Below are 18,957 nucleotides of genomic sequence, written 5' to 3' on the forward strand. Positions count from 1 at the left end.
CGGGTGCGCCAGCGCTGATGCCAGAGCTTCTTGTCCTCGCGCTCGCTGCCGCAGGTCGTGTGCCCGACGATGGGTGTTTTGCGGCGGCTGCGGCTCATAACGTAGTGGTCTCCAAGAACATTCAGGACTGATCCCAGGCGTCGATGGTCAAGACCTGATCGGCAGGACAGGCGGCTACGCGGTCGGGAACTGGATGGTGTTCAGTCTCATGCCGACCCCATTCGATTGATCGCGTCGCTTGCGGCACGCTGCGACGCAAGGAGGTTTGCGACCTGGTTTAGCAGCCGTGTCCGCTGCATGTCTGTTACCTATCTCCCCGACCGCTCATTGGACCAACTCCAGAGATTGGGCTCTATCGCTCAGCCAATACGAAACCGGCATTGGCTGATGCCACAACCGAGACGAACACAAATGGCTCGGTACCTGTATTTCGCGCCCCGTGCACTTGGCCCGGTCTTGCCACGGCTATCTCACCTTCCCTGAGGGCACGAACAATCCCATTGCCCTGAAAGTAATCAGCCATTCCCGACAAAACAGTCCACGTGTCTTGGCCGTGAGGATGAATGTGAGCCGCAATTTCCTGCCCGGGATGGACATGCCAAACCACGATAATTGAGTCTCGGGTTTCAAGCACAACGGAACGAATAGGCTCGCCTTCGGACGGCTGAACATACTCGGCTACAGAAAATATTCTCGATTCAACAGTCATCGGAGATCCCTCTTTCACAGTGCCCCCAGACAGGCTGGATATGAGTTCTAACTCGAATTTGAACGGGAGGCTGCACGTCGGCATGCGCCTGGGTGAACTCGACGTAGCCATCCATCACCTTTGTGGCCGCCTCGCCGATGACGATCAGGCTCATGATGACGGCCTGCTGGGTGCGCTTGTCGGCCAAGAAGTCGTCCTTGGCCATCCCTTCCACGAAGCTGCGCGCATCGGTTGCGGCCTGCTGAATGTGGTCGAGGTAATCGGGCAGGCGGTTCTCGCTCATATCGGTTGCGCCTCCGCGAGCACCTTGGCCCGGAACTTCGGCGGCAGGTCGCCGGGAGTCAGCAGATCGACGTCAACGCCGAGCAGCGATTTCAGTTCTTCTTCCAAATCGCCCAAGTCCAACAACGTGGCACCGGGCAGCGCATCGACCAACAGGTCGAGGTCGCTGCCATCCCGGTCGGTGCCATGCAGCACCGAGCCGAAGACGCGCGGGTTCGCGGCGCGAAAGCGGCCTACCGCTTCACGCACTGCGCTTCGCTTCATGTCAAGCACAACAGACGGTCGCATGGGCATCCTTTCTTATCGAAACTCGTTGAGATGATATGCAATCAAGAATAGAATTTCAAGAACTATTTTCGAGAATCGCAATGCCTTGATTCCCGTGCCGCGCCGGTTGCCTTGGCGGGCTTGTCACAAACCTACGTTTTCAAGAAGAAGGAAACCGCATGCCCCGCCGTTCGATCCTCTCCGCCGCCGAGCGCGAAAGCCTGCTGGCGTTGCCGGACACCAAGGATGAGTTGATCCGTCACTACACGTTCAGCGAAAGCGACCTCTCCATCATCCGGCAGCGGCGCGGCCCGGCCAATCGGCTGGGCTTCGCGGTGCAGCTCTGCTACCTGCGCTTTCCCGGCGTCATCCTTGGCGCTGATGAGCCACCGTTCCCGCCATTGCTGAGACTGGTCGCCAACCAGCTCAAGGTCGGCATCGAAAGCTGGGACGAGTACGGGCAGCGTGAGCAGACCCGACGCGAGCACCTGGTCGAGCTGCAAACGGTGTTCGGCTTCCAGCCGTTCACGATTGGCCACTACCGGCAGGCTGTCCAGTTGCTGACCGAGCTGGCCATGCAAACCGACAAGGGCATCGTGCTGGCCAGAGCCTTGATCGAGCACCTGCGGCGGCAGTCGGTCATTGTGCCCGCCCTCAACGCCGTCGAGCGGGCGAGCGCCGAAGCGATTACCCGCGCCAACCGGCGTCTCTACGACGCCTTGGCTGAGCCGCTGACGGACGTGCATCGCCGTCGCCTCGACGATCTGCTCAAGCGCCGCGACAACGGCAAGACGACGTGGCTGGCCTGGCTGCGGCAATCCCCGGTCAAACCGAACTCGCGGCACATGCTGGAACACATCGAACGCCTCAAGGCGTGGCAGGCGCTCGACCTGCCCTCCGGCATCGAGCGGCTGGTTCACCAGAACCGGCTGCTCAAGATCGCCCGCGAGGGCGGCCAGATGACGCCCGCCGACCTGGCGAAGTTCGAGCCGCAGCGGCGTTACGCGACCCTGGTGGCGCTCGCCATCGAGGGCATGGCCACCGTCACCGACGAAATCATCGACCTGCATGACCGCATCCTGGGCAAGCTGTTCAATGCCGCCAAGAACAAGCATCAGCAGCAGTTCCAGGCATCCGGCAAGGCGATCAATGCCAAGGTGCGGCTGTTCGGGCGCATCGGCCAGGCGCTGATCGAGGCCAAGCAAGCGGGCCGCGATCCGTTCGCCGCCATCGAGGCCGTCATGTCCTGGGATGCTTTCGCCGAGAGCGTCACCGAAGCGCAGCGGCTCGCGCAACCCGAGGACTTCGATTTCCTGCACCGCATCGGCGAGAGCTACGCCACGCTGCGCCGCTACGCGCCGGAATTTCTCGACGTGCTCAAGTTGCGGGCCGCGCCCGCCGCCAAGGACGTACTCGACGCCATCGAGGTGCTGCGCAGCATGAACAGCGACAACGCCCGCAAGGTGCCCACCGACGCGCCGACCGAGTTCATCAAGCCGCGCTGGCAGAAGCTGGTGATGACCGACACCGGCATCGACCGGCGCTACTACGAACTGTGCGCGCTGTCGGAGCTGAAGAACGCGCTGCGCTCCGGCGACATCTGGGTGCAAGGCTCGCGCCAGTTCAAGGACTTCGAGGACTACCTGGTGCCGCCCGCGAAATTCGCCAGCCTCAAGCAGGCCAGCGAATTGCCGCTGGCCGTGGCCACCGATTGCGACCAGTACCTGCATGACCGGCTGACGCTGCTGGAAACGCAGCTCGCCACCGTCAACCGCATGGCGCTGGCCAACGAGCTGCCGGACGCCATCATCACGGAGTCGGGCCTGAAGATCACGCCGCTCGATGCGGCGGTGCCCGATACCGCACAGGCCCTGATCGACCAGACGGCGATGATCCTACCGCACGTCAAGATCACCGAATTGCTGCTGGAGGTAGACGAATGGACGGGCTTCACCCGGCACTTCGCCCACCTGAAGTCAGGCGACCTGGCCAAGGACAAAAACCTGTTGCTGACCACGATCCTCGCCGACGCGATCAACCTGGGCCTGACCAAGATGGCGGAATCGTGCCCCGGCACGACCTACGCCAAGCTGGCCTGGCTGCAAGCCTGGCACATCCGCGACGAAACCTACGGGGCGGCACTGGCCGAGCTGGTCAACGCGCAGTTCCGACATCCCTTCGCCGAGCATTGGGGCGACGGCACCACGTCATCGTCGGACGGCCAGAACTTCCGCACCGGCAGCAAGGCCGAGAGCACCGGCCACATCAATCCGAAATACGGCAGCAGCCCAGGGCGGACGTTCTACACCCATATCTCCGACCAGTACGCGCCGTTCCACACCAAGGTCGTGAACGTCGGCGTGCGCGACTCGACCTACGTGCTCGACGGCCTGCTGTATCACGAATCCGACCTGCGGATCGAGGAGCACTACACCGACACGGCAGGGTTCACGGACCACGTCTTCGCGTTGATGCACCTGCTGGGCTTCCGCTTCGCCCCGCGCATTCGTGACCTGGGCGACACCAAGCTCTACATCCCGAAGGGCGATGCCACCTACGAGGCGTTGAAACCGATGATCGGCGGCACGCTCAACATCAAGCACGTCCGCGCCCATTGGGATGAAATCCTGCGGATGGCCACCTCGATCAAGCAGGGCACGGCGACGGCCTCGCTGATGCTCAGGAAGCTTGGCAGCTACCCGCGCCAGAACGGCCTGGCCGTCGCCCTGCGTGAGCTGGGACGCATCGAGCGCACACTGTTCATCCTGGACTGGCTGCAAAGCGTCGAGCTGCGCCGCCGCGTGCATGCCGGGCTGAACAAAGGCGAGGCGCGCAACGCGCTGGCCCGCGCCGTGTTCTTCAACCGCCTGGGGGAAATCCGCGACCGCAGCTTCGAGCAGCAGCGCTACCGGGCCAGCGGCCTCAACCTGGTGACGGCGGCCATCGTGCTATGGAACACGGTCTATCTGGAGCGGGCCGCGAACGCCTTGCGTGGCCACGGTCAAGCCGTCGATGACGGCCTGTTGCAGTACCTGTCGCCGCTCGGCTGGGAGCACATCAACCTGACCGGCGATTACCTCTGGCGCAGCAGCGCCAAGATCGGCGCGGGCAAGTTCAGGCCGCTACGGCCGCTGCAACCGGCTTAGCGTGCTTTATTTTCCGTTTTCTGAGACGACCCCTCTTTGGAGTGATTATCTTTTTTGGCCACCGGATTCATCCTTTCTTCGCAGAAAAAGAGTAATAAAATTCCTGGATCTGCCTTTTGCCCGGCTCCTCATTGCCGGGTTTTTTGCGTTATGGCGTATCGTAATGTTTGATGCCTAGCATTCCCGCCGGGCCGGGTTTACCGTTGCAACACGGTTTCCACTTCAATCCCTAATGCCTACGCGCTCCGCTTGTTGATATGGAGGCAGCAGACTCATTCGAGACTGCCGCTTTGCTTTTTATTGATTCGTCGAACAGATGCGCTGCAACTGTCCTCCTTTGGGGTCGGTGGGCTGCGCCTGGCTTTTTTCTGGATTATCCCTCTGGGTAGAAAATAGATTAGCAGCGGTTTGACCTTAGTCCAGGCATCCCCCATGTTTCGCTCATGCTTCGCTGCAACACGGCGCTATCGCTTGCCCTCCGCTTTGCTATGGGTGGGTGGTCCCCCCTGCCTTGACACGGTAAAGCCCACTGCTCTACCTCGCTTCGCTCGGTTTTTGGGGTTTCTCAACCCCAGAGGGATGGGGTGTTTGGAACAACATCAATAGCGAGGATCAAAACCATGATTTCAATAGATGCCACCTACAGCGCCGAAGATAACAAGCTACGCCTTTATGCAAGCGAGCGTCTGGATGAAGAGTTGTACCACCGAGTAAAGGACATGGGTTTTAAGTGGGCACCCAAGCAAGAGCTGTTTGTCGCCCCGATGTGGACACCGGATAGAGAGGATTTTTGTATCGAGCTGGCGGGAGAGATCACCGCAGAACAGACCACGCTGGTAGAACGGGCAGAGGCCAAGGCGGAACGCTTGGACCATCTGGCCATTAAACGGGCTGCAGAGTCGAGTGGTTTCCATGCCGCGGCTAACCGGATCTCCGAGCGATTTGCCTACGGTCAGCCTATCTTGGTAGGCCATCATTCAGAGCGGAAAGCGCGTAAGGATCAGGAGAAGATGCACAACGCGATGGATCGAGCGATCCGGGCACAGGAGGCAGTTAGCTATTGGAACTACCGGGCAACCGGGGTTGAGCGACACGCCAACAGGAAGGCTGATCCAGGGGTAAGGGCAAGGCGGATTAATACCTTGTTGACGGAGCTGCGCGACCGGCAACGGCGGCTTAACCATGCAAACCTATGCACCGAGTTATGGCATATGATCGAACGAAAGAAAGGGTCAGAGAAGTATACCGACCTGGTGCTGCATTATGCGGGTGCGCAGTTAAAAAGCGGTAGCGCTGCGCCCCATACCCGTGACGAGGGTTCTTTGTGGTCACAGTTGCGTGATGAAAAGATCAACCCAGATGATGTGGTGGATATTTGCCTCAAGTTTCACGAATATCAGGCCAATAATCCCTATACGTTCCGATGGATCAGTCACATCCTGAATCGTTTGGACTTTGAGCGCTCCGAGTTGGGGCCAGTAGTGCGCTTCACCGGTACTATCACCCCCGCGGTACTGCAAACGTTTTGCCGGACCCATGGCGCGGATTGTCCGAAGGCTAAAAAAAGTGAACAGGGGTTCTCTGTTTCCTCTGTTGTTCCCCTGCCCCTGCACATTGCCGAGGGAACAGAGGTTGATTTGTCGCTTGATGGATGGCGTGACCTGATGGAGTCGGTCGGCTATGAGGTGCCAGCCGCGAAGCCGAAAGCACCGGCCATTCTGAATTTCAAATGTGCCACCATCGAGGCGGAAATGTACGGACGGGTGAATACCTATCCCCAGGTTGAAATGACCAAAGCGGAGTATTCTAAAATCCATGCCGATTATCGCGGTGTAAGGTTATCCCGGTGTGGTCAATTTCGATTTAAGACCTGTCTTGATCATAAAAATGGTGGCGGCCTGGTCAGTGTTTTCCTGAATGATTCAAAGGTGCATGATGCGCCGGAATCCGAGGCGGTTAGTTACGAGGAGGTAGTCGCGTGAAACGATCAGTCTATAAGCGGCCTAATAAGCCATCTTATATGATTGTCACCAAGCGCCAGGGCTTTGCAGAGGGTTTAGACCCTCTGCGGGTTCCTGAAGTCGTGGAGGTGGATAGTCGTACCGAATGCCATGTGACCCCGCTCGATGTGGCGACGCGTATGGTCGAGTATCTGGGGCCAGTGGGTGACTATTTGACCGTTGATCCGCAAGCCGGCACCGGAAACCTGATACAAGCCCTGTATGACGCGGGTCATTCACCCCGGGAAACCGTGGCGATAGAGCGGCATTATGGGCTTTGCCAGGCGATCAGGCAGCGGTTTAAGGGGGATCAATGTATAGACCCAATCAGCCGCTGTTTTCTGGATTACACCGACGAGTTGGCCGGGAAAATAGAATTTCCCCGGATAATCATGAATCCCCCTTTTCGGCACGTGAAAAAGCATATGGCGGCGGCGCTTCGGCTGCTGGGACGTGGAGGCCATGATATGGCCACTCTGGTGGCCCTGGTACCTTCGACCTATGAGCATGAAGAGGCAGAAGTGATGGAGTATTTAGGTCGAGACGTTTTCCCGACCGCCGCTGTCAGGACCAAGATTATTCGCATTAAGCGATAAAAAAATCCCCAGCCGATGACTGGGGATGCTATTCGCATTTTTCCTCTTTTGCGCCCTTTTCCAGGAGAATCTATCCCATATTCTGCGGGCTTTGCTATCTATAAATCAATAACCTGCACAGCGACCGTAGAGCTTCTAGAAGCGCTAGGCGTAATCCGCTAATCTGATTCATTCGGCATGGGTGCTTCTTTGCAGATCAGACCCACTCCTTGCAACAGCAAGAGCTTCATCTAAAGTAGCATATGATCCCCAGTTCGTAGAACGATCCCATGCTCCACCATCTAGGCAACGGACATCATAACGGATGCCAGAGGGCCAATGCTCATGCCAATTCTCCCGCCTTTCTTCTTGCTCCGCCTCAAACACAACCTGGGGAGTCGGTGCGTAATCTGGAATATTTTTCGTGCGCTCAAGATAGGCGGAATATGAACTTGCCATGTCTGCCCACGACACGGCTTGAATAAATGGACGATCCCACCAATCGCTCGTTTCCAGCGGATCGCGCTCCTCATTAGGCGTTGAATCGAATCCGGGCCTTAGAGTAGGATTGATCGGCACCCCACCGATTATGCAAGCTTGCGCCTCAGGGCGGTGATTAGCCTCGTAGGGGGCTATCTCCATCTGTTGCCCACAGTAATCAATGACCCGCGGCTCGGGCTGCTCCTCGTGAGGCTCATGCTCTTCGGTCAGACTTATACTTATCTCTAGGCGGGACGGTGAGCCATCTGTGTTAAACAATTCCACCAGTCGCGCTTCTGAATAGTCCAAATTAAACCCATTCAGATCCCAGACCACTATCTCAAATGGTAGGGACTTATCTTCGATCTCCATTAATAAATCAATGACTTCCTGGACGGATTTATTGCACAAGTCAGAATCTGCGTTAGACATCGATCAAGTCCCTCTTTTCTGTTTCATCTTGGAGCCTTGGCTCCTGGTAATGACTGCGCAGCAAGATCAAAGGTATATGATCCATCGAACTGCTGATTCTGTTGTTTTGCTACCAGCCTAGCCTTATGGATAATCAGGGCATCGGCGAAATCCGCCTCTTTGCCTTTTACCGGCCTTGCTTTCCGATAATCATTTAACGCCATCCATACAGCCTGACCGTCTTCAAAACGAATGTTCGGCTCCTGGAATAAAGCCTTAATCACCGTGATCAGCTCAGTCTTACTGAGTTGGTATTTTTTCCCGCGTAGCGTCCAAATTGTCTCTACTAACACGACATCGGTAATTAAAACCAGGTGTTTTCCTAAAAGCAATTTCCCGGCTTTCTCTGACTGGGCGGCATCATCCTCTAGCAGATACCGCAACAGTACGTTGGTATCTATGGCGATCACTTCAGCGCGCTTTCCAGTGATTCTTGATCGGTCATGGCTGGATTAGCCTGGACTTCACGCAAAAGTCCCTTGGCTGCACCTCGGACCTTCTTGATAATGGTGAGCTGACCATCGGCCACAAAGCTCTCTACTTCGTCACCTGGTTCTATTCCCAGCGCCTCGCACTGATTTATGGGCAGTGTAATTTGCCGTTTAGAGCTGACCCGTGGCATATAATTAACCTCTTTACATAATTGGCATAGTAAAGATAGCAAAGCCTTTACTATTGCGCAATAGTAAAGTAATTTTTTTTCCCAGAAGCGCGGCTAAGTCTCTGATTACCAAGTTTCTCCCCTCCTTGATATTGCGGATTACAAAGGATATTCGACACCGTCTTCATCTGTAATTGAGATCGAGTGACCGCCATGTTCCGATACCGTAACAGCACGAGATCGCGCATTCTCCAGCGAAGTACATTCGTCCTCATACTGAACATGATCCATACCAGTCCAGGTAACCATGATAAGAGAATCCCCCGTATCGTTTTCCATCACTTGCTCCATTCGTAAGGTAACAATATCAACCGATTTAGATTCCATAATCTCAGCGCCTGATTGTTCATCGCTGCTTTTTGCATGTCCTGATGGCCTATGCAGGGGACAGGTATTTGCTGGGCCCACAGGTGGGTGCTGACGGCCATCTGGATGAAGAGATACGGGTAGGTAAATGGCCATAGGACGAACATATGGGTTTTTGCGTTCGCGGTATTATCAATGGTGTTGTACATCGGGTGCCAGACTACCAGTTGCCGAAGTACTTTGATGTTCAGTGTAACGCCGATGGCCAGGTATCCAATTAGCAGCAGGATAAACAGCCCCGGAAGGTTCGTTCCGGCTATGAACTCTATGGCTCCCATTATCAGCCACAAGCCAGTGAGGGCAAGCCAGGCCAGTCCATAGAATAGCCAGGCCTTTCTTAATGGCATACTGGGCGTACTGTACGCATCAATATTATTGTCCATAGTTCCTTTTCTTTTTGTTGGTACGTACTTCTTGATATTGTTGGTTTAGGGTTCCACTGCCCTAGGCTCTGGGTGCAAGGATCTGAATCTCTACCCGACGATTGATACTCCTGCCGCTGACTGTAGTGTTATCAGCCACGGGGCTTGTCTCACCATAGCCCTGTGTAAATATGCGGCGGGGGTCTACACGCTGGCTCTCAAGATATCGTGCTACAGAGGAGGCCCTTTTTTCGGACAGCTGCTGATTGTATTCCCGACTCCCAGTACTGTCTGTGTGCCCCGCTACCTCGATATTCGAGCGATTGAACTTCTCTAACACGATGCCGACTGAATCGAGAACCGGGTAAAATGCTTGTTTTACTTCAGTTCTATTCGTGTCGAAGGTGATGTTGCCAGGCATATTGAGCGTTATGTGTTCACCCTGACGGGTTACACTGACCCCGGTTCCCTCTAGGGCTCGCCTTAATTCGGCTTCCTGCTGATCCATGTAGTAACCAATACCGCCGCCGGCGGCGCCACCCAGGGCAGCCCCGACAAGCGCCCCTTTGCCCCGATCTTTTTTATTAACCAGGGCACCAATAATGCCCCCAGCAACAGCGCCGATCCCGGCCCCTTTTGCGGTATTACTGGTTTTGGTTTCCCGCGTGTAAGGATCGGTGGTCGTACAACCACCGATTAAGAATGCAATCATCAAGGGTGCTATAAGTCGATTAGGCTGCAAAATCCTTGTCTCCCGTGCTAGGTTATCTCTCATCGTTAATGATCTAGTGGCTCTTTATTAGCAAAGCCATCTCCAAATTGCAGCCAGGCGGGATTGACATTCAAAGCCACAGCTATTGCGCTGAGAACGCGGGGCCTTGTGCTGTGTCCATTCTCAATCTTTTGGATGACGGCCTGATTGGTTCCCGCCATGGCGGCTAGGTTTGATTGAGTAAATCCAACGCCTTCACGTAGTCGCCTAACTCGTACTCCAAGGCCTTTTTCCGCCGCCAGATAAAGAGCTGTTCTCGCCTTGGCCATATCATTTTTCACATAATGCTGTTCAAGCCTCGATGCACAACGTTCCAGAGCCCTGAGGGCGTTTTTTATGCCTGGATCATCCAATGACTCCAATCTTTCAGCGGTCATTTGCAGTGTTTCGATGGCGTCATCGATACCTTGTTCTATATCGCAAGTTATCAACTGATTGATGGTGTGTTTCACTTGCTGTGTGTCATTGCTCTTATCCATGTGTTTCAACACTCCGTGTTCACCGATCTTTTCTTTGAATGAGCTTGGTTTAGCAATTCTTCACGTGCGACTGGGGTTTCTCTTGGTGCCGTGATACCGATCTTCACTGTTTGTCCGGTCACCTGCAGAACGGTCACGATCACATCGTTGCCGATGTGAATCTCCCGCTCGCCTGGCATTGGAGTTCTATTTAAAATCAACATTGTCTTTCCTTAGCCTGAATACGGCTCTCTAAACTGAATGTCCTTATTCACAAACACGTTAAATCGATAGCCCGGTCTGACCTTGATGGTGGGTTGCAGGTTGAGGTTCTTTCGTAGTAGCCGATCCGAAGTTTGTGACATTTCCCGCGCAATGGCTGTTTGTGCGTTTTCTTCGTTTTGGTTCTTGCTGCTGTCTTCACTGGCAATGGCGTACCCAGCACCGATAACAGACATCAGCAAGGCGGAGCCAAAGATCCGAAAATAGTGGTGGTCCACTTGGTCATTGAACCCGGCATAGCCGGCCATGTCATTACCCGGCATGGTGCCCAGTTCCAGAGCCGAGGCATCGGGAAACACCAAGCGTTTCCAGACCACCAAGGCACGATCCTGTCCATAGGAAACATGGCTGTCATAGGTGCCGACCAGCCGGGTACCCTGGGGGATTATCAAATAGCGGCCCGTGGCCGTGTCATAAACGTTTTGAGATACTTGGGCAATGATTTCACCCGGCAGATCGGAGTTAAGCCCGGATATCATCGAGGCGGGTATCACGGTGCCGCTACGAATCAGCAACTGCGACAGCGCCTTGTCCCTGCCGTTCAGCAGCTGGGTTTTAGGAATCTGGCGATTCAGAAAGGCGTTTTTGCCCTCTTGGTTGTTCGGGTCCGCTGGATCAAGCCCGGCACCGCCGGCGGCGGTGGCCCCCAAGCCGGCTCGCGCCAGGGCCGCCTCATAGGCGGCTTGGCGAGGGTCTACATTCCGGACGCTGTTACTGCTTGATGCGGTATCCAACTCTCGCGTAAATGAAACCTCTGTCGGCGCTTCCAACGCGCCATATTTCATCTGCAGGCGCTTTTGCGCCTGGCGTTCACGCTCTTGCTCTAACAGGCTCGGATTATGATGCCGCGGTGGTGCGGGTGGTGTTGCCTGCTGTGCAGAGGCCGGCACGTCGGTTTTTGGCGCGGATGGCCCTTCTTCCTTAGGTCCGGGTATCTCCGCTCCTGTGTAAGGACCAGTCATCTTACCCGGTGCCGTGGTGTCGGCGGTACGCCTCACCTCGCTACTCTTTTCTTCCAGGGACATCGTCTTACTTCGCTGATTCATGGAGTAGGCCAGCATCACCACAATCAAGGAGCCGATACCGATAGCGATATAGAGCGGGAGCTTATTGAGGCGTCTAATCCCGGTGGGTTTAGGCCGGAGAGATATTCCTGCCGGCGTCTCTTCTGCCGCCATACTCATTACTCACCTCCTTTCGAGGTTAGTTGAGTAAACCGGCTATTGGGGGTCATTCCCTCCGTGGTCAGCCGATAGGAGCGGTTGATAATGTTTTTATCGACCACCAGCGATACCAAGACGCCCTTCTTACCGATATTATCAGTCCGGACTTCCAGAGTTGTCCCGCGAAGCTCCTCCGCTTCACTGAATGATGAAACCCCGTAGCCTTTCTTCCGTAACGCCTCAGCGAGGGCTTGACCAATTGCGCCCTGCCCTTTCAAAACAAACACCGTGGATACGTTAAACTGTGTGGCGATCAGCGCCGACCAGTCTTTCGCTATGGTTGAGGCATTGCCGGCTTCGACCTTCGCCAGGTCGTCCCGGATGGCGACGGATTGGCAGCCCACCATAAACAGCGCGACCAGACTAATCCCTAGCATGGCGACTTTATTCATCCCTCTGTCCTCTTGATCGTGATTTTCTGCTGTTCAGACCCCACACCGGAAATCAGCACCGCCTCATCAAACAGACTGTCCACGACGAAGCGTTCCCCATGCATGCGGTAGTTCACCAGGCGATCCTGTTTCCCGTCCTTGACCAACAGGATCGGTGCGTCTCGGAATTTTGATTCCCTCGGGAGATCGATATAGGTATGAGTACCGTCATCGAAGACGCGGACCGGTCGCCAGTGGCTATCCCCTTCAATCGTATATTTGAAATTGAGGTCTTCAATGTGCATACCGATCTGTGGCATGGTTTCGAGTTTTTCCTTTTGTTCTAGCTCCTTTTGCTGGACGGCATATTGCGCCCAGGCCCGCTCTTGATCCTCCGGATACTCAAAGGCGACCTGTGGCATCCAGCTCTTTTTGTCGGACACCAGGCGCAAGTGATACGTCCGACGGTCCGTGGTGATGAGCAGTGTCGTTTCAAGATTAGCTTCTAGCGGCTTAACGATCGCGTGGGTGGTGGGCGCGATCTCCGGCCCGGAACTTGCCGGCGATATCTTCCAGCGTACTGTATCGCCCAGACGGACATGCTTGACCGTTTCCCCCGGCTGCAGGGCGATATCGCAGAGCCTCAGTGGGGCGCAGACGATGGTTGGCAGGGATTCACCGTAAGGAAATATGACAGTGCCGTTATCCGCCTTTTTGGGCGTGATTGGATGCTTCATCCAAGCCGCCGCCAGTTTCAGCGCCTCCTTATCTTTGGGTTCCAGGCTGGTGCCGGATACCGTGCAGGCGAGGGCCATGAGCGCGGCCAGTGCGAATGTCCGTTTCATTGGTGATCTCCTTGAGTGTTCAATATTTCAGACCAAGACAGCTCATCAACGAACAACCCGACCGGGTTGGTGCTGAGTTGATCCGCATTGTCTGCTTGATGGGTATAAGAAAGTTTCATAGCGCTTTGATAGAATTGGATGCGCAGTATCTTGCCTTTGCGCGAGCGTGTGGTTTCGGTCCATTCGGCTTGCCAAATGTCCTCACCGATTCTGAGCAGCGATGTGACCTCGACATTCACCAGTTCCGATTGTGCTCGCTTGAACGGGTCGCTCTTCTGGTAATACTCATTGAGCGTCATGTAGGCGGCAGAGGCCGTGGACAGATGCGCGTAAAGATCGAATGCACGGTTCTTTTGAACCATGACATCCATGGTAATATTGCGCCAATTCTCAACAAACCGGGCCAGCAGTGCCTTGGTGACGCGGGGATCAATCTTGCTGCCCTCCGTCGCTGGTCCGACCGCATGGGCACGGCCCAGCTGATCCACCTCGACGATATAGGGAATGAACTTGGATTGTTGTGCCAGGTAGAGCGCCCCACTCACCGAGATAATCGCCAACAGCATGGCGAAAAGCGCAATTACGCGCCAGGTAGCCGCTTGTGATATGTAGCTGCCGTAACGCTCATTCCACTCACGTCTGGCGTTCAGGTATGGGTTGTTGATTTCTGTGGTGGACATGTTCCGTTATCCTTTCTCGATGCTGTTGCTATTGCCTGCCTTCAACTCTTTCTCAGCGGCTTTCATGGCATCCGCCATACGATGACTCATGCCGCTTTTCGGCCCAGCCATGGAGCCACGCCGTACCGATTCTCCTCCCTGCTCTTTCATGGAAGAGACCAGGTTGGAGACGGCTTGCCGCCCTACCCCGCTCATACCTGTGGCACCTTGCGTTTGGGCGAGTTGTACAGCGTTCTTGACCGCCGCCGCACCGCCAGCCAAGCCAATACCCGCCGCTACCGCGCCGGCACCGGCTCCCGCAACGCCTCTTGCTACCTGCCCGGAGGAGCGCATTAGGCTATCGCCGGTACTGAAGGACAGTCCCGATACCAGGTTTTGGAAGATGGTTGGGATCTCGGCCACCAGAGCCAACAGAACCACCGAAACACCGATGGCCACCAACACCTGGTTATCGGTATTGCTCCAGTTGGCCACCCAGCCATTTACGAAGGATTGACCGATGCCGATAATCAAAATGATGACGAAATATTTCAGGCCCACGCTGAAGGCGTAGATGAAATATTTCAGTGCATGCTCCGAGGTAAAGCGGCTGGCCCCGAAGCCGAGCAGGATCATGCCGGCATACAGGGTGATCCAGATCTCCACCAGCACCATGAGCAGTTTGGCGGCGATCAGTGCAAAAACGATGGCGACGACACCACCTGCCAGGATCAAGCCTAACGAATCGGTGGTGTTGTCCCAAAATGAGATTGTGGACCACATTTTCTTTGCCAGTGAAACCCCCGAATCAAACACATCTGAGGGAGAGACTGTGCCCATACCGCCACCGTCTATACTGGCTTGTCCGCCCAGCTGGCCCAGTGAGGCCACGATATCTTTTGCCCACTGTCCGCCGAACTGCAGCAGGGTCAAAAACCATCCAATAAAGATCACCCGATAGGTGATCTCCGCCAGCACTTCGCCCAGTTCAGGGTCACGTAGGGCCAGGGTGATCCCGGTCCAGACTATCTCAAGTAGGGCCAAGGCAAAGAACAGCCAGAGGGCTGCATTGCTAATAACAGTGCTCCAACTGGCGGCGGCGGTTTTGTATTGTAGGGCGACGGTATCGAGTAGATTGTTTTCAGCGATCTGGCTCAAGGCAATGTTGGGGAGTACCGCCGCGAGCAATAATCCTATCAGCAAGAAATAACGGTATAAATGGTGTACGTTCCGTGTCATTGAAAGTCCTTTTATTCACGCATGAAGTATTTTGGCTGGGTAGAACTTTAAAAGTCTTTTGAATCAAACTTCTTTCCATCGCCCACGATAGTTCCGCCGGTATCTTTTTGGATCTTCGGTGGTTCTTGCTTCTCCTCCCTGACGGTCACATCGATCTTGCCGTCCACATGGACCGATGCCTCGGGGTTACTATCGCAACCGGCTGTCAACAATAAGGAGAGAAGCAGTAAGCCGTAGGATTTTTTCATGGTTGCTCCCCTTTAAAAGCTACTAGGACCGAACTGTGCTCCGTCACCTACGATAGTGCCGGTCGGCCCACCGTAAAATTTTTCGGTTCGGGCTTGGCGGGCGGCATCCTTACTGGCTTCGCCGGCCAGGTAATTGCCCTGCAGCTGGATTTGCGACATCACCAGCTCGCGTAGCTTCTGGTTTTGCCGGACTTGCTGCATGGATATCTGGTTGCCAACCTGTAGGGCCCGCATCCTGCCTGTGGCGGTTTGCGACATGTTTTCCAGCTGGTTCAAGGTGGCCTCCTCAGAACTGAATTGGCTGGCCTGAAGGTTGGCGGACTTCAGGGCACCGTGAATGCCGTCGCGCTGGGTGGTGTACCAGACCTTGTAATCGGCGCGATAGCTGCTTGGACCATAGGATGAGGCCACATAATTGTTGTAACCCTGGAACCGGCTACTGAATTGGGCGTCGAGGTTGCTCATGCTGTATGCAATAGCTTGCCCCTGCTGAACCACGGCGGCGAGTTGCTGCAGCTCCGGAAACACATTGCCCCAAACCTGATTGGTCAGGGTGCCTGTGTTATCGAGCATGTTTTGATACATGCTCAGCTGGTTGGCGATCATGGAAATCTGATTGTTGATCTGATCGACCATCTTGGCGACTTGGGTCACCTCCTCGCCATAGATCCCCACCAGTTCGGCATTGTTGGCGATCTGGGTGATTTCCAACGCCCCGCCAGAGAGTCCACCACCACCGGCATAGGCCGCCGGCTGGATCAAGGCACCGATCAGTAATACGCTCGCTAATTGATGCGATTTCATGTTTGTACCCCTCTCTCTTTCATCCATTCCAATTGCCATCCATCACCACACTGCGCTTCAAAGCGTTTGACCTGGGCGACCTCTTCTTTGCCCGACACCGCCACAAATGAGAGCGCTAACGGCCCCAGGTCAAGCCGGTATCGGCGTTGACCCAGGGGCGAGCTATAGTAGTAGTCCCGTTTTGGTGTCAACTGACTGATTATCTTAAGCTGTGTACTGTTGATGCCCAGCCGCTGATAGAGCGCGGCGGACTCCTCTTCCAGAGCTTGCGGATTGGCCAGATATATCTTGGTCAAGCAGCTCTCATTAATCACATCGAGAATCCCGCTGTGGGCGGCATCGGTGAGTGATTGGGTCGCCAGGACCACCGCGCAATTGGCCTTACGCAGCACTTTGAGCCATTCGCGGATCTTGGCTCTAAACGCAGGATGCCCGAGCATCACCCAGGCCTCGTCCAACGCGATCATTGCCGGCTGACCCTTGAGGCGCTTTTCAATCCGGTAAAACAGATAATCCAGCGCCGGGAGTACCGCCCGCTCACCGAGCCCCATTAAGTGACCGACTTCGAATATCTGAAAGTGTCCCGCTTTCAGCGAGTCACTTTCGGCGTCGAACATCTGCCCGAATGGTCCCTCCGTGGTGTAGGGTTCAATCGCGTCCTTGATTTCTGGCGATTGGACAGTGGCGTGATAGTCGGTCAGGGTTTGATGGTGGGAGCCTTTCAGCAGCAGTAGAGATCGATGGATCTCCTTGCGATGCTGAGGGGTCAACTGGACACCCTGCAACTCAACCAGCATTTCAATCCACTGCGAGGCCCATGCGAGATCCCTTTCGGTCTGCAGGTCTTTGAGTGGTGCAAAAGCAATCTCAGCCCCGTCGCCGCCTATATCATAGTGATCACCACCGAGACCCTTGGTCAGAGCGTAGGCGGAATAGTCTTTATCAAATCCAAACATTGTGGCGTTGGGGTAGCGTAAAAACTGCGCCATGATGAAGGCCAGCTTGGTCGATTTTCCCGACCCGGTTGGGCCAAGCATCAAGGTATGACCGATATCACCCACATGAAGGTTAAAGCGCCACGGAGTCGAGCCATCCGTAGCCCCGTAAATCAACGGCGGGCTTTTGGGTGGATAAAACGGACAGGGGTTGTGATCTCTACCCGCCCAGACCGAGGTCAGTGGTAACAGGTGCGCCAGGTTAAGGGTGTGCATCGGAGGGCGGCGGATATTCTGCACACCATGCGATGGCATGGAACCCAACCACGCCTCCAATGCGTTGATCGTCTCCAGCCGTGCGCCAAAGCCCAGATTACGGATCAACGTGATGACCTGCTTGGCCGACTCTTCGACGGTGGCCACATCTTCATCCATCAGAATAATGACCGAGGTATAGTAGCCATAACGCACGATACCGCTTGCAGCTTCCGCCTTAGCGTTGACCACATCATTGGTCATGTCCCTGGCGTCCAGGTCGATCTTGCCGTTCTGAGTGTTGAACATCTGATCGCGCATGGTGCGTTCTTTCTGTTCCCACACCTTGCGAAATCGCTCTAACTCTTGTTCCGCCTCATAGGCCTCCAGGTAGATGAAGCGGGTATTCCAGCGATAGGAGATCGGTACTTGATCAAGGTGGCTTAGCACATCGGGGAAGGAGTCCTGGGGGAACCCATCGAGGGCGACTACCCGAATATGGTTCTCTCCCACAATTGGCGCGATACCGCCCCGAAGATCCTGGCTACCGATGACGGTATCCAGGTACATCGGCACGCTGGGGAGGTTGATCGGCTGACGAATGCCGGTACTGATCCAGTGCAGATAAGAGAGCAGTTCATCCCTGATCTGGTTTTCCCCTTGCTCACTGACAAAAGCGTGGCCTTTTAGGCGGGTCATCTGGAAGAAGGCCCCTAGCCTGTCTTCCAGCTCCGCAACCGTCGCCGTGAACCGCCTCAGCTCCGCCGTCGCGCTGTGCGTTTGGGTCTTACCGTCCTCCTCGTAAACGTAGTTTCGGAGTTTTGACTTGCCGCTGGTGGGCGGTAGATAAGTGAGAAACAGCACGTGGAGCGATTCGTAGTAGTTGCCATGTTGCTCGAACAGCGCGCGACGCTCTTCATCAATCAGGCGACTGATGGGATCGGGAAAGTGGGATGCCTCCCGGTTGGCATAGGCGGCTACCGGAGTACGTATGCAGTCATGGTGCGTCATCCACCCAGATCCCAGCATAGACAGCGCGGTATTGACCTGGGCCGCTTGGGCGTTACGTTGTGACGGCAAGGCACTGGATAGATCGTCGCCCCGATAGATCCAGCCTGCCGTAAAGCTACCATCCTTCCCCTGGATGATGCCGTCCTCGATTTCCGCGGCATAGTTCAGGAGATCCGGAAACCCCTTCAGGGTTTGACGAAATTGTTTTAACGCCAGCATGGTTTAGTCTTCCTTTTCTGTGACTCTTTGACCGTCCTTGGGGATCTCGCCGGGTAGTAGGCCTGGTATTGCCGGTGTCGTATGTATATTTTGGACATCATCGGATCGGCCTTCGCCATTTCGCGCAAGGCGTATATGCCGCCGATCCAAAACAAGATCCCGATAAAAGCACTGGGCCAGTTCATAAAAATGAAAATGAAACAGGCGCAGATCAAACCCAGGAACAGAAACAGTTCACGTTCGGCTCCGGCTATAAGCCGGGGTCGCGTCAAAGAGCGGCGGATTGGTACGGTGATTAAATCCTGCTCTTGTTTCAT

The 18,957-nt window shown here is 55.3% G+C and carries 22 protein-coding genes and 1 pseudogene; 3 read left to right on the top strand and 20 right to left on the bottom strand.

Going from position 1 to position 18,957, the window contains the following annotated elements; genetic code table 11:
- Positions 1-352: 352 nt before the first annotated feature.
- The 3 genes and pseudogenes from FHP88_RS17575 to FHP88_RS17585 form a co-directional block, all read right to left on the bottom strand.
- A complete protein-coding gene (locus tag FHP88_RS17575; protein WP_003465043.1) occupies positions 353-709 on the bottom strand; it encodes a cupin domain-containing protein in 357 nt (118 codons plus the stop codon).
- Between the two features lie 73 nt (positions 710-782).
- Positions 783-992, bottom strand: a pseudogene (locus FHP88_RS17580) (DUF86 domain-containing protein); the annotation flags it as partial.
- Positions 989-1,279, bottom strand: coding sequence for a nucleotidyltransferase family protein (locus tag FHP88_RS17585; RefSeq protein WP_001247892.1), 291 nt, complete (start codon positions 1,277-1,279; stop codon positions 989-991). The gene FHP88_RS17585 and the pseudogene FHP88_RS17580, both read right to left, overlap by 4 nt.
- 158 nt (positions 1,280-1,437) lie before the next feature.
- Between FHP88_RS17585 and FHP88_RS17590 the strand changes: the two genes are divergently transcribed.
- The 3 genes from FHP88_RS17590 (at position 1,438) to FHP88_RS17600 (ending at position 7,000) form a co-directional block, all read left to right on the top strand.
- A complete protein-coding gene (locus FHP88_RS17590) occupies positions 1,438-4,404 on the top strand; it encodes a Tn3-like element ISPa38 family transposase (protein WP_003100881.1) in 2,967 nt (988 codons plus the stop codon).
- A gap of 620 nt (positions 4,405-5,024) precedes the next feature.
- The gene (locus FHP88_RS17595; protein WP_260843356.1) at positions 5,025-6,386 is read left to right on the top strand and encodes a DUF3560 domain-containing protein; all 1,362 of its coding nucleotides are present in this window, start codon (positions 5,025-5,027) and stop codon (positions 6,384-6,386) included.
- A complete protein-coding gene (locus FHP88_RS17600) occupies positions 6,383-7,000 on the top strand; it encodes a methyltransferase type 11 (RefSeq protein WP_186297779.1) in 618 nt (205 codons plus the stop codon). Before FHP88_RS17595 ends, FHP88_RS17600 begins: the two co-directional genes overlap by 4 nt.
- Before the next feature lie 168 nt (positions 7,001-7,168).
- On the opposite strand, the gene FHP88_RS17605 is transcribed toward FHP88_RS17600, so the two are convergent.
- The 17 genes from FHP88_RS17605 to FHP88_RS17680 all read right to left on the bottom strand — a co-directional run bounded on the left by FHP88_RS17605 (position 7,169) and on the right by FHP88_RS17680 (position 18,957).
- Complete coding sequence (locus FHP88_RS17605; RefSeq protein WP_144360411.1) at positions 7,169-7,891, bottom strand: hypothetical protein; 723 nt, start codon at positions 7,889-7,891, stop codon at positions 7,169-7,171.
- Between the two features lie 23 nt (positions 7,892-7,914).
- On the bottom strand, positions 7,915-8,340 hold the full coding sequence (locus FHP88_RS17610) for a PIN domain-containing protein (RefSeq protein WP_144360412.1): 426 nt from the start codon (positions 8,338-8,340) through the stop codon (positions 7,915-7,917).
- Positions 8,337-8,552 carry an AbrB/MazE/SpoVT family DNA-binding domain-containing protein gene (locus FHP88_RS17615; RefSeq protein ID WP_144360413.1) on the bottom strand — a complete coding sequence of 72 codons (216 nt, stop codon included), beginning with the start codon at positions 8,550-8,552 and terminating at the stop codon, positions 8,337-8,339. Before FHP88_RS17615 ends, FHP88_RS17610 begins: the two co-directional genes overlap by 4 nt.
- Positions 8,553-8,690: 138 nt before the next feature.
- Positions 8,691-8,840, bottom strand: a complete 150-nt coding sequence (locus FHP88_RS19250; RefSeq protein WP_186297780.1) for a hypothetical protein — start codon at positions 8,838-8,840, stop codon at positions 8,691-8,693.
- 29 nt (positions 8,841-8,869) lie between these two features.
- Complete coding sequence (locus tag FHP88_RS17620; protein ID WP_144360414.1) at positions 8,870-9,340, bottom strand: hypothetical protein; 471 nt, start codon at positions 9,338-9,340, stop codon at positions 8,870-8,872.
- Between the two features lie 61 nt (positions 9,341-9,401).
- Complete coding sequence (locus FHP88_RS17625; RefSeq protein ID WP_144360415.1) at positions 9,402-10,094, bottom strand: OmpA family protein; 693 nt, start codon at positions 10,092-10,094, stop codon at positions 9,402-9,404.
- A 2-nt stretch (positions 10,095-10,096) separates the two neighbouring features.
- The gene (locus tag FHP88_RS17630; RefSeq protein WP_144360416.1) at positions 10,097-10,570 is read right to left on the bottom strand and encodes a helix-turn-helix domain-containing protein; all 474 of its coding nucleotides are present in this window, start codon (positions 10,568-10,570) and stop codon (positions 10,097-10,099) included.
- 5 nt (positions 10,571-10,575) lie between these two features.
- Positions 10,576-10,773, bottom strand: coding sequence for a carbon storage regulator (locus FHP88_RS17635; protein ID WP_144360417.1), 198 nt, complete (start codon positions 10,771-10,773; stop codon positions 10,576-10,578).
- Between the two features lie 9 nt (positions 10,774-10,782).
- Positions 10,783-12,015: a TrbI/VirB10 family protein gene (locus tag FHP88_RS17640; RefSeq protein ID WP_144360418.1), complete on the bottom strand. Its 1,233-nt coding sequence runs from the start codon at positions 12,013-12,015 to the stop codon at positions 10,783-10,785.
- The gene (locus FHP88_RS17645) at positions 12,015-12,446 is read right to left on the bottom strand and encodes a hypothetical protein (protein WP_144360419.1); all 432 of its coding nucleotides are present in this window, start codon (positions 12,444-12,446) and stop codon (positions 12,015-12,017) included. Before FHP88_RS17645 ends, FHP88_RS17640 begins: the two co-directional genes overlap by 1 nt.
- On the bottom strand, positions 12,443-13,270 hold the full coding sequence (gene trbG, locus FHP88_RS17650; protein ID WP_144360420.1) for a P-type conjugative transfer protein TrbG: 828 nt from the start codon (positions 13,268-13,270) through the stop codon (positions 12,443-12,445). Before trbG ends, FHP88_RS17645 begins: the two co-directional genes overlap by 4 nt.
- Positions 13,267-13,950, bottom strand: a complete 684-nt coding sequence (locus tag FHP88_RS17655; protein WP_144360421.1) for a VirB8/TrbF family protein — start codon at positions 13,948-13,950, stop codon at positions 13,267-13,269. Before FHP88_RS17655 ends, trbG begins: the two co-directional genes overlap by 4 nt.
- Before the next feature lie 6 nt (positions 13,951-13,956).
- A complete protein-coding gene (gene trbL, locus FHP88_RS17660; RefSeq protein WP_144360422.1) occupies positions 13,957-15,168 on the bottom strand; it encodes a P-type conjugative transfer protein TrbL in 1,212 nt (403 codons plus the stop codon).
- Between the two features lie 47 nt (positions 15,169-15,215).
- Positions 15,216-15,416 carry a hypothetical protein gene (locus tag FHP88_RS17665; RefSeq protein ID WP_144360423.1) on the bottom strand — a complete coding sequence of 67 codons (201 nt, stop codon included), beginning with the start codon at positions 15,414-15,416 and terminating at the stop codon, positions 15,216-15,218.
- A 12-nt stretch (positions 15,417-15,428) separates the two neighbouring features.
- On the bottom strand, positions 15,429-16,259 hold the full coding sequence (trbJ, locus tag FHP88_RS17670) for a P-type conjugative transfer protein TrbJ (protein ID WP_144360424.1): 831 nt from the start codon (positions 16,257-16,259) through the stop codon (positions 15,429-15,431).
- Positions 16,217-18,640, bottom strand: coding sequence for a conjugal transfer protein TrbE (locus tag FHP88_RS17675; protein WP_144360425.1), 2,424 nt, complete (start codon positions 18,638-18,640; stop codon positions 16,217-16,219). The genes trbJ and FHP88_RS17675 overlap by 43 nt, the downstream gene beginning before the upstream one ends.
- The gene (locus FHP88_RS17680; RefSeq protein ID WP_144360426.1) at positions 18,628-18,957 is read right to left on the bottom strand and encodes a conjugal transfer protein TrbD; all 330 of its coding nucleotides are present in this window, start codon (positions 18,955-18,957) and stop codon (positions 18,628-18,630) included. Before FHP88_RS17680 ends, FHP88_RS17675 begins: the two co-directional genes overlap by 13 nt.

The sequence above is a fragment of the Sedimenticola selenatireducens genome, from assembly GCF_007625115.1.
GTDB lineage: Bacteria > Pseudomonadota > Gammaproteobacteria > Chromatiales > Chromatiaceae > Sedimenticola > Sedimenticola selenatireducens_A.

Bases quoted from the DNA above. Each gene is read 5' to 3' on its own strand.
- trbJ (WP_144360424.1), bottom strand. From the start codon at position 16,259: ATGGCAATTGGAATGGATGAAAGAGAGAGGGGTACAAACATGAAATCG.
- FHP88_RS17585 (WP_001247892.1), bottom strand. From the start codon at position 1,279: ATGCGACCGTCTGTTGTGCTTGACATGAAGCGAAGCGCAGTGCGTGAA.
- FHP88_RS17645 (WP_144360419.1), bottom strand. From the start codon at position 12,446: ATGAATAAAGTCGCCATGCTAGGGATTAGTCTGGTCGCGCTGTTTATG.
- FHP88_RS17590 (WP_003100881.1), top strand. From the start codon at position 1,438: ATGCCCCGCCGTTCGATCCTCTCCGCCGCCGAGCGCGAAAGCCTGCTG.
- trbG (WP_144360420.1), bottom strand. From the start codon at position 13,270: ATGAAACGGACATTCGCACTGGCCGCGCTCATGGCCCTCGCCTGCACG.
- FHP88_RS17575 (WP_003465043.1), bottom strand. From the start codon at position 709: ATGACTGTTGAATCGAGAATATTTTCTGTAGCCGAGTATGTTCAGCCG.
- FHP88_RS17640 (WP_144360418.1), bottom strand. From the start codon at position 12,015: ATGAGTATGGCGGCAGAAGAGACGCCGGCAGGAATATCTCTCCGGCCT.
- FHP88_RS17630 (WP_144360416.1), bottom strand. From the start codon at position 10,570: ATGGATAAGAGCAATGACACACAGCAAGTGAAACACACCATCAATCAG.
- FHP88_RS17635 (WP_144360417.1), bottom strand. From the start codon at position 10,773: ATGTTGATTTTAAATAGAACTCCAATGCCAGGCGAGCGGGAGATTCAC.
- FHP88_RS17605 (WP_144360411.1), bottom strand. From the start codon at position 7,891: ATGTCTAACGCAGATTCTGACTTGTGCAATAAATCCGTCCAGGAAGTC.
- FHP88_RS17625 (WP_144360415.1), bottom strand. From the start codon at position 10,094: ATGAGAGATAACCTAGCACGGGAGACAAGGATTTTGCAGCCTAATCGA.
- FHP88_RS19250 (WP_186297780.1), bottom strand. From the start codon at position 8,840: ATGGTTACCTGGACTGGTATGGATCATGTTCAGTATGAGGACGAATGT.
- FHP88_RS17665 (WP_144360423.1), bottom strand. From the start codon at position 15,416: ATGAAAAAATCCTACGGCTTACTGCTTCTCTCCTTATTGTTGACAGCC.
- trbL (WP_144360422.1), bottom strand. From the start codon at position 15,168: ATGACACGGAACGTACACCATTTATACCGTTATTTCTTGCTGATAGGA.
- FHP88_RS17615 (WP_144360413.1), bottom strand. From the start codon at position 8,552: ATGCCACGGGTCAGCTCTAAACGGCAAATTACACTGCCCATAAATCAG.
- FHP88_RS17620 (WP_144360414.1), bottom strand. From the start codon at position 9,340: ATGGACAATAATATTGATGCGTACAGTACGCCCAGTATGCCATTAAGA.
- FHP88_RS17675 (WP_144360425.1), bottom strand. From the start codon at position 18,640: ATGCTGGCGTTAAAACAATTTCGTCAAACCCTGAAGGGGTTTCCGGAT.
- FHP88_RS17680 (WP_144360426.1), bottom strand. From the start codon at position 18,957: ATGAAACAAGAGCAGGATTTAATCACCGTACCAATCCGCCGCTCTTTG.
- FHP88_RS17595 (WP_260843356.1), top strand. From the start codon at position 5,025: ATGATTTCAATAGATGCCACCTACAGCGCCGAAGATAACAAGCTACGC.
- FHP88_RS17655 (WP_144360421.1), bottom strand. From the start codon at position 13,950: ATGTCCACCACAGAAATCAACAACCCATACCTGAACGCCAGACGTGAG.